This is a genomic window from Klenkia taihuensis (assembly GCF_900112525.1).
Lineage (GTDB): Bacteria > Actinomycetota > Actinomycetes > Mycobacteriales > Geodermatophilaceae > Klenkia > Klenkia taihuensis.
The window spans coordinates 1,477,828-1,492,868 of sequence record NZ_FOMD01000001.1 but is presented as its reverse complement, the minus strand read 5'-3'; the positions used below and the strand labels follow the sequence as shown (position 1 = coordinate 1,492,868).

Sequence of the window (15,041 nt, the reverse complement as noted above, 5' to 3'; positions counted from 1 at the left end):
GCCCGCCCGGAGGCGGCGCCCACGTCCTGCCCGAGGAGGGAACTGCTGTGGTCCACGCCTACATCCTGATCCAGACCGAGGTCGGCAAGGCCGCCGCGGTCGCCCAGACCATCGCGGGCATCGCCGGCGTCACCAAGGCCGAGGACGTCACCGGCCCCTACGACGTCATCGTCCGCGCCGAGGCCGGCTCGGTCGACGAGCTCGGCCGCCTGGTGGTGGCCCGGGTGCAGTCGGTCGACGGCATCACCCGCACGCTGACCTGCCCGGTCGTCAACCTCTGAGGTCCCTCCCCTGACCAGCGACCCCGGCACCACCCCCGACGGGCCGGACCCCGACGCCGACGAGGCGCCGGAGGTGCCGGCCCGCCGGTCGTCGGACCCCACCCGCCGCGCCGCCCTGGTGGCCACGGCGGTCGCCGTCCCCGTGGTCGTCGTGCTGCTGGTGCTGATCCGCCTCCTCGGGCCCGGCAGCGGGGACGACGGCCCCGGCGACGGGCCGGTGGCCGACGTCTCCGGCGCGACCCCCAGCCAGCGCGACGACAGCCCGGTCCAGGTCGACACGCCGGAGATCACCCCGGAGGCCGACGCCGCCTGCCCGGCGCTGATGAGCCAGCTGCCGCTGGAGGTCGCCGGGGAGACGAGTCGACGTGTCGACTCCGACTCGCCCTACGTCTACGCCTGGGGCGACCCGGCATCGGTCCTGGTCTGCGGGGTCCCGGCGATCGACCTGGCCCCGGACGCGCTGGTCGTGACCATCACCGGCCTGCCGTGGTTCGTCGACACCTCGGTCCCCGACGTCATCACCTGGACCACGCTGGACCGGTCGGTGGCCGTGCAGATCACGCTGCCGGCCAGCAGCGACAGCGCCCTGGTGACCGCGCTGGGACCGACCATCGCCGGCGCCGTCCCGGCCCGGTGAGGCCGCGGCGCTGCCCCTGCGGGACGGGGCTGACCCTCGACGAGTGCTGCGGACCGGTGCACGCCGGTGCCGCGGCGCCCACCGCCGAGGCGCTCATGCGCTCCCGGTACAGCGCCTTCGCCCTCGGCGACGCCCCGTACCTGCTGGCCAGCTGGCACCCGCGCACCCGCCCCGCCGACCTGGAGCTGGACGACGACACCCGCTGGACCGGCCTGGAGGTCCTGGCGGTCGAGGGCGGCGGGCTGCTGGCCGTCGAGGGCACGGTGGAGTTCCGCGCCTCCTACCGACGCGACGGCGAGCCGGGCGCGCAGCAGGAGCGCAGCCGGTTCACCAAGGTCGAGGGCCGCTGGGTCTACCTGGACGGCGTCACCACCGGCTGAGCGGTCAGCCGCGGGGCAACCGGTCCAGCTGGAGCTCGACCAGGTCGTCGACCTGGGCCAGCGCGTCCTCGGTGTCGGTGGAGACCACCGCGACCGAGACGGTGAAGGGGCCGTGGGCGCACCAGGCGAAGGCGGCCGGCCCGGTCAGCCGGGTGTCCTCGGCGGGGTCCTCGACGGTCAGCGTGGCGCAGCCGTCGGGCAGGTGGTCGGGGTCGCGGTCGGGGTTGCCGCCGTAGAACTCGGTGTCGTTGCGGGCCAGGTCGTCGGCGTAGGACGCCGCACCGGCGGTGCCGTCGAACTGGTCGACGAAGACCGACGTCAGGTCGTCGTCGGTGCCCCAGAACCGCTCCCAGCCCCAGCGGTAGCCGTAGTCGGTGAGCACCTCCTCCTCGCGCTCGGCGTCCTCGGCGTAGCCGGCGACGTCGGCCAGCGTCTTGGGGCCGGCGGGCGGGTCGAGCTCGTCGTCGGGGACCTGCGGGCGGCCGGAGGGCACCGCGGTGAGCACCAGCCCGCCCAGGCCGTCGACGTCGCCGGGCAGCGTGCCCACCTCGCCCGTCGCGGCCGGGGTCGCCGTGCCGGTCACCCCGGCGGAGCAGCCCGCGAGCGGGGCCAGTGCGAGCACCAGCAGGCCGGCGAGCGGCCTCACCCCTGGGCCAGGGCGCCGGCCACCAGCCGGTCCACCAGCGTCGGGTAGTCGACGCCGGAGGCGGCCCACATGCGGGGGAACATCGAGATGGGGGTGAACCCGGGCATGGTGTTGACCTCGTTGACCACGAGCCGGTCGGCGCCGGTGGCCGGGTCGGTGCCGAGGAAGAAGTCGACGCGGGCCAGCCCGCGGCAGTCCAGCGCGAGGTAGGCCCGGCGGGACACCTCCTGCACCGCGGCGGTCTGCTCGGGGGTCAGGTCGGCGGGGACGTCGAAGTCCACGGCGTCGTCGAGGTACTTGGCGTCGAAGTCGTACCAGTCGACGCCGGCGTGCAGCCGGATCTCCGCCGGCAGGCTGGTCTCGGGCAGCCCGCCGCCGACCGCGGCGAGCACGCCGCACTCGACCTCCCGGCCGGCGACGGCGGCCTCGACGACGACCTTGGTGTCGACGGCGGCGGCGGTGGCCACGGCGGCGTCGAAGTCGGCCCAGTCGGTGACCCGGGTGATGCCGATGCTGGAGCCGGCGCGGGAGGGCTTCACGAACACCGGCAGGCCCAGCCGGTCGCGGTGCTCCTGGGTGAGCGCGGCCGGGTCGGTGGTCAGCGCACCGGCGGCGTCGCGCAGCACGACGTGGTCGCCCTGCTCGATGCCGGCCGCGGTGAGCAGCTTCTTGGTGAACTCCTTGTCCATGCTCGCCGCCGAGGCGAACACCCCGGAGCCGACGTAGGGCAGGCCGCTCATCTCGAGCAGGCCCTGCACGGTGCCGTCCTCGCCGTAGGCGCCGTGCAGCACCGGGAAGACGACGTCGACGTCGGTGAGCCGGCCGAAGGCCTCGCCGGGCTCGAGCACCGACAGGCCGCGGCCGGCCGGGTCGCCGACGAGGGAGACCGCCGTCCCGCCGGTGACCTCGGGCAGCCGGCCGCCCTCGATGGCCAGCCGGTCGCCGTCGTGCAGCACCCAGCCGCCCTCGCGGGTGATGCCGACCGGCACCACCTCGTACCGGTCGGGGTCGAGCGCGGCCATCACGCTGCCGGCGGAGACGCACGAGATGGCGTGCTCCGCGCTCCGCCCCCCGAAGACGACGGCGACCCTGGTCCTGCGTGCTCCCGCGCTCATCGCAGGCGACCCTATCGGGCCGGGTCAGACCAGCGTGTCCAGCGCGCGGGTCAGGTCGGCGACCAGGTCGGCGGTGTCCTCGATGCCGCAGGAGAACCGCACGAACCCCTCGGCGACGGCGTCCCCGCCCCACTGCGCCCGCCGGTCCACCGTGGAGTGCACGCCCCCGAAGCTGGTCGCGGCCAGCCAGAGGTCGCTGGCCCGCACCAGGGCGTGCACGGCGGCCTCGTCGGCCAGGGTCGCCGAGACGACGCCGTTCATCCGCAGCATCTGCCGCGACGCCAGCTCGTAGGACGGGTCGCCGGGCCGGCCGGGCCAGCGCACGCCGGTGGCGGCCGGGTGGTCGGCCAGCAGGTCGGCGACGGCGGCCGCGGTGGTGGCCTGCCGGGCCAGCCGCAGGTCCAGGGTGGACAGCGACCGGTGCGCGAGCCACGCGTCGAAGGCACCCGGGCCGTTGCCGGTGCGGTCCCGCCAGGCCTTGAGCCGGGTGTGCAGCTGCTGCCCCCGCTCGCTGCGGGAGGCGGTGACGTGGCCCATGAGCAGGTCGCTGTGCCCGGTGAGCGCCTTGGTGTCGGCGGCCAGCACCAGGTCGGCGCCCAGGTCCAGCGGGCGCTGGCCCAGCGGCGTGGCGGTGGTGTTGTCCACGGCCAGCACGGCGCCGGCGGCCTGGGTGGCCCGGGCGACGGCGGCGATGTCGCAGACGTCGAGCTCGGGGTTGGACGGCGTCTCCAGCAGCACGAACGCCGCGCCGTCGAGGTCCCCGCGGGCGGCGACCTCGGCGATCCGCAGCGTGGGCACCTGCTGCACCTCGATGCCGAACCTGGTCAGCTCACCCTCGCCGAACGCGCGGGTCTGGTAGTAGCCGTCGCTGGGCACCACGACCCGGTCCCCCGCGCCGGCGACGGCGAGCACGGCGGCGCTGATGGCGGCCATGCCGGTGGCGAAGACCAGGCACTCGCCGCCGTCCAGGTCGCCGACGGCCCGCTCGAGCACCCGCAGCGTGGGGTGCCCGGGGCGGGCGTAGAAGTCGGTGGCGTAGGGGTCCTCGCCCAGGTGGTAGGGCGCGGCGAACACCGGCGAGGGCCGCAGCGGGGCGCCCGGGGCCACCGGCTCGTCGCCGCCGCGCACCACGCGGGTGCCGTCGCCGAGGTCACTCACTCTTGGCCTCCCGGCTCATGATCTCCCGCACCATCTGCGCCGGGGACTCGCCCTCGTGGCACACCCGGACGACGGCCTCGGTGATGGGGACGTCGACGCCGTGCGCCTGCGCCAGGTCGAGCACCGACCGGCAGGACTTCACGCCCTCGGCGGTCTGCCTGGTCACCGCGACCGTCTCCTCCAGGCTCATCCCGCGGCCCAGGTGCTCGCCGAACGTGCGGTTGCGCGACAGCGGCGAGGAGCAGGTGGCCACCAGGTCGCCCAGGCCGGCCAGCCCGGCGAAGGTCAGCGGGTCCGCGCCCAGGGCCTGGCCCAGGCGGGCGGTCTCGGCCAGCCCCCGGGTGATCAGCGAGGCCCGGGTGTTGTCGCCGAAGCCCAGCCCCTCGGCGACGCCGGCGGCCAGCGCGATGACGTTCTTGACCGCCCCGCCGAGCTCGCAGCCGACCACGTCGGGGTTGGTGTAGGGCCGGAAGTACCGGGTGTGGCAGGCGGCCTGCAGGGCCTCGGCGCGGTCGGTGTCGGCGCACGCGATGACCGTGGCCGAGGGCTGCTCCTCGGCGATCTCGCGGGCCAGGTTGGGCCCGCTGAGCACCGCGACCCGGTCGGGCGACGCGCCGGTGACCTCGCGGACGACCTCGCTCATCCGCCGGGTGCTGCCCAGCTCGATGCCCTTCATCAGCGACAGCAGCGTGGCGTCGGCGGGCACCAGGTGCGCCCACTCGGCCAGGTTCTGGCGCAGCGTCTGCGAGGGGATGCTGAGCACGACGAGGTCGGCGCCCTCGAGCGCACGGGCGGCGTCGTCGGTGGCGGTGATGCCGTCGGGCAGCCGGACGCCGGGCAGGTAGTCGGCGTTCTCCCGGTCGGCGGTGATGGCGGCGGCGAGCTCGGGCCGGCGGGCGAACAGGGTCACCTCGGAGCCGGCGTCGGCGAGCACCTTGGCGAACGTCGTGCCCCAGCTGCCCGCGCTGAGGACCGCCGCCCTGGTCACGGCGCGGGTCACGCGGCCCCCGCCGAGCCGGGCAGGTCGCCGGGCGTGCGGCCCGGCCGCGGGTGCACGGCGACCGGCGGGGTGGTGCCGCGGATCTCCCCGAGCTGGGCGCGCACCGGGCCCATCAGCCGGTCGGTGGTCTCGCGGAGCAGCTCGGCGGTGACCGGGCGGCCGGCCCGGACCTCGGCGCGCAGGTCGGACAGGTCGACCGGCTCGCCGACCAGGTACTCCGCCCGCGTCCGCAGCCGCAGGTGCAGCTCCTTGGTGTGGTAGTCGTGCACCCGCTGCGGGCCCCACTGGGCCAGCGGGACGACGACGGCGTCGCTGGTGAGCGCCAGCCGCGCGGCGCCGGTGCGGGGCTGCATGGGCCACCAGTCGGGGTCGCGGGTGACCGACCCCTCCGGGTAGATGATCACGACCTCGCCGGCGGCGAGGGCCTGCTCGGCGGCCCGCATCGAGCTCTGCGCGGCCGAGGTGCCGCGGAAGACCGGGATCTGCCCCGCCGAGCGCAGGATCGTCCCGGCCAGGCCCTTGAACACCGCGTCCTTGGCCAGGAACCGCGGGACGCGGCCGGCGTCGTAGACCAGCATCGCGCAGGCCAGCGGGTCCAGCACCGAGACGTGGTTGGCCACCAGCAGCACCCCGCCGGTGGCCGGGATGCGCTCGGCGTGCCGCAGCCGGAGGTCGTACAGGAGGCTCGCGACCGGCCAGACAACCACGAGGCACATCCGCAGCGCCCACGTCAGCGGCGGGCGGGGCCGCCAGCGTCGTCGGGGCCACCTGCTCCCCGGGGCGGGGACGACGTCGGAGCTCACCGGGTCAGTCTGCCCGGTCCTCCCCCGTCCGCCGGTGACCGCCCGGCTCAGCCGCCCCCTCCGCCTCCCCCGCCCCCCAGCATCCAGGCGTTGCGGTTGACCGCCCCCCGGGCGTCGGCGGCCGGGCGATCCGCGGCGGTCGCGTACCAGCCCGCGCGGCGGCGGCGCAGCCCCCGCAACACCAAGGCGGCGAGCAGGGCCACCACCAGGACGACGAGCGCGGTCACCATGGCCGCACCGTAGGCCCCGGCCGGGCCGCCGGCGAGGCCGTTCACCGACCGTTCACCCGGCGGCGTGTGGGAGCGTGGGGACGTGCAGCGCTGGTCGGTCGTGGTCCCCGCCAAGCGGCTGGCCGTGGCGAAGACCCGGCTGGGCCCCACCGGCACCCGGGCGGCCCACGAGGAGCTGGTGCTGGCCATGCTCGGCGACACCCTGGACGCGGTGCTGGCCTGCCCCGCCGTCGCCTCGGCCTGGGTGGTGACCGACGACCCCCGCGCCGCCGCCGTCGCCGCCGCGCTCGGGGCCAGGGTGGTGCCCGACGCACCGGCCGGGCTGGACGCCGCCGTCGACCACGGGGCCCGGGCGTCCGGGAACCCGCTGGTGGCGGCGCTGCACTCGGACCTGCCGGCGCTGCGCACGGACGAGCTGGCGGCGGCGCTGTCGGCCGCGGCCGCCGTCCGGCGGGCCTTCGTCGCCGACGCCGACGGCACCGGCACGACGCTGCTGGCGGTCACCGACGGCGTCCTGGACCCCGCCTTCGGGCCCGGGTCGGCGGCGGCGCACGCGGCGTCCGGGGCGGTGCCGCTGGACGGCGGCTGGCCGGGTCTGCGGCGCGACGTCGACACCCCCGCGCACCTGGCCGAGGCAGCCAGGCTGGGCACCGGGCCGCGCACCCGGGCGGCGCTGCGCGCGGCCTGTGCGTGATCACCGTCCGTTCACCGGCGTAGGCGAAGATGAGCGGGTGCCCGACACGCAGACCGACACGGCCCTCCCCGCCGCCCAGCACCCCGACCGCTTCCTCAACCGCGAGCTGTCCTGGCTGGACTTCAACGCCCGCGTCCTGGAGCTGGCCGAGGACGAGGGCGCCCCGCTGCTGGAGCGCGTGAAGTTCCTGTCGATCTTCGCCAGCAACCTCGACGAGTTCTACATGGTGCGCATCGCCGGGCTCAAGCGCCGGCAGAGCACCGGCCTGACCGTCCGCTCCCCCGACGGGCTGACCATCCGCGAGCAGCTGGCCCGCATCTCCGACCGCACCCAGGACCTCGTCGCCCGGCACGCCGGCGTGTTCGTCGAGGACGTGCTGCCGCAGCTGGAGGAGAACGGCATCCGGATCGTGCACTGGGACGCGGTCGGCGACGGCGAGGCCATGCGGTTGCGCGAGTACTTCCGCGACCAGGTCTTCCCCGTGCTGACCCCGTTGGCCGTGGACCCCGCGCACCCCTTCCCCTACATCTCGGGCCTGTCGCTGAACCTGGCCGTGTCGGTGCGCGACCCGGAGACCGGGGCGCCGCGCTTCGCGCGGGTCAAGGTGCCCGACAACGTGCCGCGCTTCGTCCCCGTGCACACCGAGGACGAGCAGTCGGTGTTCCTGCCGCTGGAGGACCTCATCTCGGCGCACCTGGGGCAGCTGTTCCCCGGGCTGGACGTCATCGACCAGCACGTCTTCCGGGTCACCCGCAACGCCGACGTCGAGGTCGAGGAGGACCGCGACGAGGACCTGCTGCAGGCCCTCGAGCGGGAGCTGCAGCGCCGCCGCTTCGGCCCCGCCGTCCGGCTCGAGGTCACCGACTCGATGGACCCGCAGATCCTCGACGTCCTCATGCACGAGCTCGAGGTCGCCCCGACCGACGTGCTGCACGTCCCCGGTCTGCTCGACCTGGCGGCGCTGATGGCGCTCTACGGGCTGGACCGGCCCGAGCTCAAGGACGAGCCGTTCGTGCCGGGCACGCACCCGCGGTTGTCCGACGGCGAGAGCCCCAAGAGCGTGTTCGCCACCCTGCGCGAGGGCGACGTGCTGCTGCACCACCCCTACGACTCCTTCGCGACCAGCGTGCAGCGCTTCATCGAGCAGGCCGCCGCCGACCCGCACGTGCTGGCGATCAAGCAGACCCTCTACCGCACCTCGGGTGACTCCCCGATCGTGCAGGCGCTCATCGAGGCCGCCGAGGCCGGCAAGCAGGTCGTCGTCCTGGTCGAGATCAAGGCCCGCTTCGACGAGGAGGCCAACATCAGCTGGGCCAAGACGCTGGAGCGCGCCGGCTGCCACGTCGTCTACGGCCTGGTCGGGCTCAAGACGCACTGCAAGACCGCGCTGGTGGTGCGGCGGGAGAACGGCGTCCTGCGGCGGTACTGCCACATCGGCACCGGCAACTACAACCCCAAGACCGCGCGCATCTACGAGGACCTCGGCATCCTCACGGCCGACCCCCGGGTGGGCGCGGACCTCACCGACCTGTTCAACACCCTCACCGGCTACTCCCGGCAGACCACCTACCGGTCGCTGCTGGTCGCCCCGCACGGCATCCGGGCCGGGTTGCTGGAGAAGATCCGCCGCGAGGCGCGGCACGCCGCCGAGGGTCGGCCGGCCGGTATCCGGATCAAGGTGAACTCCCTGGTCGACGAGGAGCTCATCGACGCCCTCTACGAGGCCTCGGCCGCCGGGGTGCCGGTGGAGCTGTGGATCCGCGGCATCTGCGCGCTGCGGCCCGGGGTGCCCGGCCTGTCGGAGAACATCCGGGTCCGGTCGATCGTGGGCCGCTTCCTGGAGCACTCGCGGGTCATCCACGTGGCCAACGACGGGACGCCGGAGTGGTGGCTGGGCAGCTCGGACCTCATGCACCGCAACCTGGACCGCCGGGTCGAGGTCCTGCTCCGGGTCGGCGACGAGCACGCCGCCGCCCAGCTGCAGCGGATGTTCGACGGCGCCATGGCCGACGACGTCCGCAGCTTCCAGCTCGGTGCCGACGGCGCCTGGACCCGGACCGGCGAGCACGACTTCCAGGCGCGGGTGATGGCCGGTGAGCTCGCTGGCTGAGCGGGTGCAGCCCGCCGCCGGGGGCGCGGTGTGGCGGCTGGGCGCCGGCGGGGTGCTGGAGACCGCCGTGGTGCACCGGCCCAAGTACGACGACTGGTCGCTGCCCAAGGGCAAGCTGGACGGCGGGGAGCACCCGCTGCAGGCCGCCGTTCGGGAGGTCGGCGAGGAGACCGGGCTGGGCGTGGCGGTCGGCCGGCGCAGCGTGCAGACCCGCTACACCCACAGGCACGGCCCCAAGCGGGTCGACTACTGGACGATGCAGCACGTCGCAGGCGAGTTCGCCGCCAACGACGAGGTCGACGAGCTGCGCTGGCTGCCGGTCCCGCAGGCCTCGGAGCTGGTCACCCACCCGCACGACGCGGCCGTGCTGGCCGACCTCGCCCGCACCGACGTGCCCCGGACGCCGACCCTGCTGCTGGTGCGGCACGCCAGCGCCGGCGAGCGCGGCGACTTCGCCGGCCCGGACGACGAGCGCCCGCTGGACGCCCGGGGCCGCGCGCAGGCCGCCCGGCTGGCGCAGCTGCTGACCGCCTTCGGCCCCACCGAGGTGCTCGCCGCGCCGCCGGTGCGCTGCGTGCAGACGGTGACGCCGCTGGCGAGGGCGCTGGGACTGCCGCTGGGCACCGTCCCGGAGCTGGGTGAGGACGGCTTCGGCGACGACCCGCAGGCCGGCATCGACAAGGTGGAGGCGTGGCTGGAGCCCCGGCCGACCCCCGGGGTGACCGTGGTGTGCAGCCAGGGCGGGGCGATCCCGTCGGTGCTCATGGCGCTGGGGGTGCGCTTCCCGGGGACGGCGGGGTCGCTGTGGCCGCCGTCGGCCAAGGGCAGCGTGTGGGTGCTGGGCGGGCGGCCGGGCCGGCTGCTGGCCGACTACTACCGGGACTTCCCGGCCGACCCCGACGCCTAGGCCCGGCGGCGCAGCCCGGCGGTGACCAGCCCGAGGACGACGACCGCCACCAGCACCACGACGACGACCGTGCCGGTGGTGCCGGCGGTGGACCCGGTCGGCTCCGTGCTGCTCGGCTGCCCGGCCGCGGCCTCGGAGGTGCCCGGCGCGGGCGCGCTCGCCGCCGGGGCGCTGCTGGTCGGTCCGGCCGTCGGCACGGGGCCGGCATAGGTGAAGCCGAGCGTGCCGGTGAGGTCGTGCCCGTCGGCGGAGGTGACCGCCCAGGTCACCGTGTGCACCCCGGCCGCGGTGGCGGCCACCGGGACGGTGACCGTGCTGCCGGCGGCGACCGCCGCGGTGGACACGGTGCCGCCGTCCGGGCCGGTCACGGTCACCTCCGGGCCGCGCACGGTGCCGCTGAAGGTGAGCACCACCGCGGGCAGGGCGCCGGTGACGGTGCTGCCGTCCTCCGGCGAGGAGGCGGTCAGGCCGGCGTGGGCCTGCGCCGTCCCCGGTGCGGCGAGCAGGGCGCCCAGGGCCAGGAGCAGGGACAGCAGCAGGCGGGTGGCGGGGGTGGGCACGGCGGGCCTCTCGGTCGGGAGCGTCCCCGGAGGAGTCGTCCGCCGTCGTCCGGTGGTTCCCGCGGTGGCCGGGCCGGTCGCCCGGCCACCGCGGTGCGGTCAGACCGGGGTGGTGGTCGGCTTCCAGGACGGGCGCTGCGCCTCGTAGGCGTCGATGTCCTCGAGGTGCCGCTCGGTCAGGCCGATGTCGTCCAGGCCCTCCATGAGGCGCCAGCGGGTGTAGTCGTCGATCTCGAAGGCGACGGTCCGGTCGGCCCAGCGGACCTCGCGGGCGCCGAGGTCGACGGTCACCTGCAGGGTCGGGTCGGCCTCGGACGCGTCCTGCAGCGCCTCGACGTCGGCGGCCGGCAGCACCACGGTGAGCAGGCCGGACTTGGTCGAGTTGTTGCGGAAGATGTCGGCGAACCGCGGGCTGATGACGACCTTGAACCCGCCGTCCAGCAGCGCCCAGTTGGCGTGCTCGCGGGAGGAGCCGGTGCCGAAGTCCGGGCCGGCGACCAGGATCGAGGCGCCGGCGTACTCGGGCTTGTTCAGCACGAAGTCGGGCTCGTTGGTGCGCCAGGCGACGAACAGGCCGTCCTCGAAGCCGGTGCGGGTGATCCGCTTGAGGTACTCGGCCGGGATGATCTGGTCGGTGTCGACCGCGCTGCGCCGCAGCGGGGCGGCGGTGCCGGTGTGGGTGGTGAAGGCGTCCATCAGGCACTGACCTCCTGCAGGTCGGCGGGGGCGGTGAGCTTGCCGGTGAGGGCGGTGGCGGCGGCGACGGCGGGCGAGACCAGGTGCGTGCGGCCGCCCTTGCCCTGCCGGCCCTGGAAGTTGCGGTTGGACGTCGACGCCGACCGCTCGCCGGGCTGCAGCTGGTCGGGGTTCATGCCCAGGCACATCGAGCAGCCCGCGCCGCGCCACTCGGCACCCGCCTCGGTGAACACGGCGTCCAGGCCCTCCTGCTCGGCCTGCTGCTTGACCGCGACCGACCCGGGGACGACGAGCATCCGGGTGTCGGCGGCGACCTTGCGGCCGCGCAGCAGCTCGGCGGCCACCCGCAGGTCCTCGATCCGGCCGTTGGTGCACGAGCCGAGGAAGACGGTGTCGACGGTGATGTCGCGCATCGGGGTGCCGGCGGTCAGGCCCATGTAGGCCAGCGCGGACTCGGCGGCCCGGCGGTCGGTCTCGTCGGCGAAGTCGGCCGGGTCGGGCACCGAGGCGCTGATCGGCAGGCCCTGGCCGGGGTTGGTGCCCCAGGTGACGTAGGGCGTCAGCGACGCGGCGTCGATGACCACCTCGCGGTCGAACTCGGCGTCCTCGTCGGTGCGCAGCTCGCGCCAGGCGGCGACGGCGGCGTCCCAGTCGGCGCCCCGCGGGGAGTGCTCACGGCCTCGCAGGTAGGCGAACGTGGTCTCGTCGGGGGCGATGAGACCCGCACGGGCGCCGGCCTCGATCGACATGTTGCAGATCGTCATCCGCGACTCCATGGACAGCCCCTCGATGGCGGTGCCCCGGTACTCGATGACGTGCCCCTGGCCGCCGTTGGTGCCGATCTCGGCGATGACGGCCAGGATGATGTCCTTCGCGCTGACGCCGACCGGCAGCTCGCCGTCGACCCGCACCGACATCTGCTTGGCGGGGCGCTGCGGCAGCGTCTGGGTGGCCAGCACGTGCTCCACCTCGCTGGTGCCGATGCCGAAGGCCAGCGCACCGAAGGCCCCGTGGGTGGAGGTGTGGCTGTCGCCGCAGACGATCGTCATGCCCGGCTGGGTGAGGCCCAGCTGCGGGCCGATGACGTGCACGATGCCCTGGTCCCGGGTGCCCATGGGGGCCTGCCGGATGCCGAACTCCGCGGTGTTCTTCCGCAGCGCCTCGACCTGCGCGCGGCTGACCGGGTCGGCGATGGGGGCCAGCAGGTCGGTCGTCGGGACGTTGTGGTCCTCGGTCGACATGGTCAGGTCGGGACGGCGGACGGTGCGCCCGGCCGCGCGGAGCCCGTCGAAGGCCTGCGGGCTGGTGACCTCGTGCACCAGGTGCAGGTCGATGTAGAGCAGGTCCGGCTCGCCCTCGGTGCGTCGCACCACGTGCTGCTCGTAGACCTTCTGCGCCAGGGTCCGTCCCACGGCTGCGCCTCCTCCGGCTCGTTTGCATCCCATTCAGTGAGATGCAAGTATCAGCTCGTGGGACAGCCTAACCCCGTCGGCGTGCTGGACAAAGCAGTGTCGATCCTGCACGCCGTCGCCGAGGACCCGGCGACGCTGGCCGAGCTCGTGGAGCGCACCGGCCTGCCGCGCGCCACCGCGCACCGGCTCGCCGTGGCACTGGAGGGCCACCGGCTCGTCCGCCGCCGTCCCGACGGCTCGTGGGCGCCGGGGCCGGCACTGGCCGAGCTCGGCCGGGGCAGCCGCGACCGCGCCGACCAGCTCGCCGAGGCGGCCACCCGGCACCTGGTCACCCTGCGCGACGCCAGCGGGGAGAGCGCACAGTTCTACGTGCGCGACGGGTCCACCCGGGTGTGCGTGGCCGCGGCCGAGCGGCTCTCCGGGCTCCGGGACACCGTGCCGGTCGGCGCCCGGCTGCCGATGACCGCCGGCTCGGCCGCGCACGCACTGCTCGCCTTCGCCCCCGCCGAGGAGGTCACGCCGCTGCTGCAGGCCGCCTCCTTCACCGCCCGCACGCTGCTCGACGTCCGCCGCCGCGGCTGGGCGCACAGCGTCGCCGAGCGCGAGCCCGGGGTGGCGTCGCTGTCGGCCCCGGTGCGGGACGGCGCCGGCGGGGTGCTGGGCGCGGTCTCGGTGTCGGGCCCGGTGGAGCGCCTGGGCCGCCGTCCCAGCCCCGAGGTGGTGGGCGCCGTGCTCGACGCCGCCCACGCGATCGCCCGCGCGTCCCGCTGACCCGGGCCGGTCGCGGAGCCGGCGAGCCATGCGGCCGGCAGCTCGTCGCCGCACCCCGCGCGAGCGTCGATCGACGCTCACCGACCACTTCTCCGCCGGAATGGTGCATGAGCGTCAAATGACGCCTGACCTGCGGATTCGCCTCGCCGACACTGCCGGCGTGCGGTACTGTTCGAACACTTGATCGAACAGACGGGGAGGTGTGCCTTGGGGCTCGACGACACCCGACCCTGGGCACCCGAGCCCCTCGCCCCCGGGGCGCTGGGTGCCGAGCGGCCGGCGGTGCCGTCCCCGATGGCTGCGGCCTCGCGGCGACCCGACCCGCCGCCGGCCGACGTGTGCGCCGCAATCGAGGCGGTGATGGGCGTCGCGCAGACCTCGCTGGACGGCGGGACCACGACGGCGGCGCAGCTGCTGGACCGGGCGCGGGGTCTGACTCGGTTGCAGAACCTGGTCGCCGCCGAGCTGGCCCGCACCGTCGCCCGTGCCGAGTCCGTCGATGCCGCCTACGCCGACGGGCTGACCGGGATGAAGCCGTGGCTGCGCGGTCACGCCCACCTGTCCGGGCCCGAGGCCGCAGCGGTGCTGGCCGCCGGTCGGCTGGCCGTGCGGATGCCGGCCGTGGGCGCCGGGGCTGCGGCCGGCGGCATCACGCCCGGGCAGCTGGCGGTGATCGGGCGGATCCTCACCGCCGACGTCTGGGCCACCGGGGACGCCGCCGGGGCGGACCTGCCCGCGCTGGACCGGCTCGTGGCCGAGACCGCGCTGCACGCGCCGCGGACCCTCTTCGCGGTGTGCCAGCAGATCGTCGACGCCCTCGACCCCGACGGCGCACCACCCGTGGACCCCACCGAGGGTCGGGGGCTGCGGATCTCGCGCCGTGCCGATGGGTCCCGCGCCATCCGCGGGCAGCTCGACGCCGCCGGTGGCGAACAGGTGGAGGCCGCGCTGGAGGCCATCGCCGCGGCCGGGCGCTGCGAGGGTGACCTGCGGTCCCGGGACCAGCGCGCCGCCGACGCGCTGGTGCAGTTGGCGGCGCTGCACCTGGCCGCCGGGGACCTGCCGATGCTGCGCAAGGTCAAGCCGCAGGTGACCGCGCTGATCCAGCTGGAGGACCTGGCCGACCCCGACACCCGCCCCGCCGCCACCCGCCTGGGCTCCGGCGCGACGACGTCGAACACGGTGGCCCGGCAGGTCGCGTGCGACGGCGACGTGGCCCGCATCCTGCTCGGCCCCGATGGCCTGCCGCTGGACGTCGGCCGGGCCCACCGGCTGGTGCCCGCCCACATCCGGCGGGCTGCCGAGGTGCGGGACGGTGGGTGCGTGTTCGCCGGTTGCCACGCACCGGCCTGGTGGTGCGCCGCCCACCACCTCGTCCACTGGATCGACGGCGGCCAGACGTCGCTGGCCAACACGGCGTTGCTGTGCGAACGGCACCACACCCAGGTCCACCACGGCTACCGCCTGCAGTGGGACCCCGACGACGGGTGCCGGCGCACCTACCGCCCCGACGGGCGCGAGGTCATCACCGGCGTCCTCACCGACACCACCGGCGAGCCGATCGACCACCGGCGAGAACCCGGCCCACACCTTGTCGACCGCTCCGGATGATCGACCGGGTGGCGGCCGCGCGCCCAGCGG

The 15,041-nt window shown here is 75.5% G+C and carries 17 protein-coding genes; 8 read left to right on the top strand and 9 right to left on the bottom strand.

Going from position 1 to position 15,041, the window contains the following annotated elements; all coding sequences use genetic code 11:
• The first annotated feature begins 47 nt into the window (after positions 1–47).
• The 3 genes from BM158_RS07355 (at position 48) to BM158_RS07345 (ending at position 1,298) form a co-directional block, all read left to right on the top strand.
• A complete protein-coding gene (locus tag BM158_RS07355; protein WP_091555897.1) occupies positions 48–281 on the top strand; it encodes an Lrp/AsnC ligand binding domain-containing protein in 234 nt (77 codons plus the stop codon).
• Between the two features lie 73 nt (positions 282–354).
• The gene (locus tag BM158_RS07350) at positions 355–918 is read left to right on the top strand and encodes a DUF3515 family protein (protein WP_229827584.1); all 564 of its coding nucleotides are present in this window, start codon (positions 355–357) and stop codon (positions 916–918) included.
• 56 nt (positions 919–974) lie between these two features.
• Complete coding sequence (locus BM158_RS07345; protein WP_229827585.1) at positions 975–1,298, top strand: YchJ family protein; 324 nt, start codon at positions 975–977, stop codon at positions 1,296–1,298.
• A 4-nt stretch (positions 1,299–1,302) separates the two neighbouring features.
• Here BM158_RS07345 and BM158_RS07340 read toward each other — a convergent pair whose 3' ends face one another.
• Genes BM158_RS07340 through BM158_RS07315 form a run of 6 tightly spaced genes read right to left on the bottom strand, consistent with a single transcriptional unit; the run spans position 1,303 to position 6,295 of the window.
• Positions 1,303–1,944: a DUF7373 family lipoprotein gene (locus tag BM158_RS07340; protein ID WP_091555892.1), complete on the bottom strand. Its 642-nt coding sequence runs from the start codon at positions 1,942–1,944 to the stop codon at positions 1,303–1,305.
• A complete protein-coding gene (locus BM158_RS07335; RefSeq protein ID WP_091555890.1) occupies positions 1,941–3,059 on the bottom strand; it encodes a D-alanine--D-alanine ligase family protein in 1,119 nt (372 codons plus the stop codon). Before BM158_RS07335 ends, BM158_RS07340 begins: the two co-directional genes overlap by 4 nt.
• 24 nt (positions 3,060–3,083) lie before the next feature.
• The gene (locus BM158_RS07330; protein ID WP_091555889.1) at positions 3,084–4,217 is read right to left on the bottom strand and encodes a cystathionine gamma-lyase; all 1,134 of its coding nucleotides are present in this window, start codon (positions 4,215–4,217) and stop codon (positions 3,084–3,086) included.
• Positions 4,210–5,217: an NAD(P)H-dependent glycerol-3-phosphate dehydrogenase gene (locus tag BM158_RS07325; protein WP_091555887.1), complete on the bottom strand. Its 1,008-nt coding sequence runs from the start codon at positions 5,215–5,217 to the stop codon at positions 4,210–4,212. Before BM158_RS07325 ends, BM158_RS07330 begins: the two co-directional genes overlap by 8 nt.
• Positions 5,214–6,020: a lysophospholipid acyltransferase family protein gene (locus BM158_RS07320; RefSeq protein ID WP_229827586.1), complete on the bottom strand. Its 807-nt coding sequence runs from the start codon at positions 6,018–6,020 to the stop codon at positions 5,214–5,216. Before BM158_RS07320 ends, BM158_RS07325 begins: the two co-directional genes overlap by 4 nt.
• A 47-nt stretch (positions 6,021–6,067) precedes the next feature.
• Positions 6,068–6,295, bottom strand: coding sequence for a hypothetical protein (locus tag BM158_RS07315; protein ID WP_091555883.1), 228 nt, complete (start codon positions 6,293–6,295; stop codon positions 6,068–6,070).
• Between the two features lie 37 nt (positions 6,296–6,332).
• Between BM158_RS07315 and cofC the strand changes: the two genes are divergently transcribed.
• The 3 genes from cofC to BM158_RS07300 are packed head-to-tail and all read left to right on the top strand — an operon-like array spanning position 6,333 to position 9,961.
• Positions 6,333–6,944: a 2-phospho-L-lactate guanylyltransferase gene (gene cofC, locus BM158_RS07310; RefSeq protein WP_091555881.1), complete on the top strand. Its 612-nt coding sequence runs from the start codon at positions 6,333–6,335 to the stop codon at positions 6,942–6,944.
• A 37-nt stretch (positions 6,945–6,981) separates the two neighbouring features.
• Positions 6,982–9,054 (top strand): RNA degradosome polyphosphate kinase, encoded by a 2,073-nt coding sequence (locus BM158_RS07305; protein WP_091555879.1) that lies wholly within the window; start codon positions 6,982–6,984, stop codon positions 9,052–9,054.
• The gene (locus BM158_RS07300; RefSeq protein ID WP_091555877.1) at positions 9,038–9,961 is read left to right on the top strand and encodes an NUDIX hydrolase; all 924 of its coding nucleotides are present in this window, start codon (positions 9,038–9,040) and stop codon (positions 9,959–9,961) included. Before BM158_RS07305 ends, BM158_RS07300 begins: the two co-directional genes overlap by 17 nt.
• On the opposite strand, the gene BM158_RS07295 is transcribed toward BM158_RS07300, so the two are convergent.
• From BM158_RS07295 to leuC, 3 genes are all read right to left on the bottom strand, one after another.
• A complete protein-coding gene (locus BM158_RS07295; RefSeq protein ID WP_091555875.1) occupies positions 9,958–10,521 on the bottom strand; it encodes a copper resistance CopC family protein in 564 nt (187 codons plus the stop codon). The two genes, BM158_RS07300 and BM158_RS07295, sit on opposite strands and share 4 nt — an antisense overlap.
• 99 nt (positions 10,522–10,620) lie before the next feature.
• A complete protein-coding gene (gene leuD / locus BM158_RS07290; RefSeq protein WP_091555873.1) occupies positions 10,621–11,217 on the bottom strand; it encodes a 3-isopropylmalate dehydratase small subunit in 597 nt (198 codons plus the stop codon).
• Positions 11,217–12,629 carry a 3-isopropylmalate dehydratase large subunit gene (gene leuC / locus BM158_RS07285; protein WP_091555871.1) on the bottom strand — a complete coding sequence of 471 codons (1,413 nt, stop codon included), beginning with the start codon at positions 12,627–12,629 and terminating at the stop codon, positions 11,217–11,219. Before leuC ends, leuD begins: the two co-directional genes overlap by 1 nt.
• Positions 12,630–12,710: 81 nt before the next feature.
• On the opposite strand from leuC, the gene BM158_RS07280 reads away from it, so the two are divergent.
• Together BM158_RS07280 and BM158_RS07275 are read left to right on the top strand one after the other, a co-directional pair.
• Positions 12,711–13,400: an IclR family transcriptional regulator gene (locus BM158_RS07280; RefSeq protein WP_242657455.1), complete on the top strand. Its 690-nt coding sequence runs from the start codon at positions 12,711–12,713 to the stop codon at positions 13,398–13,400.
• 294 nt (positions 13,401–13,694) lie between these two features.
• Positions 13,695–15,011 carry an HNH endonuclease signature motif containing protein gene (locus tag BM158_RS07275; RefSeq protein ID WP_131801989.1) on the top strand — a complete coding sequence of 439 codons (1,317 nt, stop codon included), beginning with the start codon at positions 13,695–13,697 and terminating at the stop codon, positions 15,009–15,011.
• Positions 15,012–15,041: the final 30 nt, after the last annotated feature.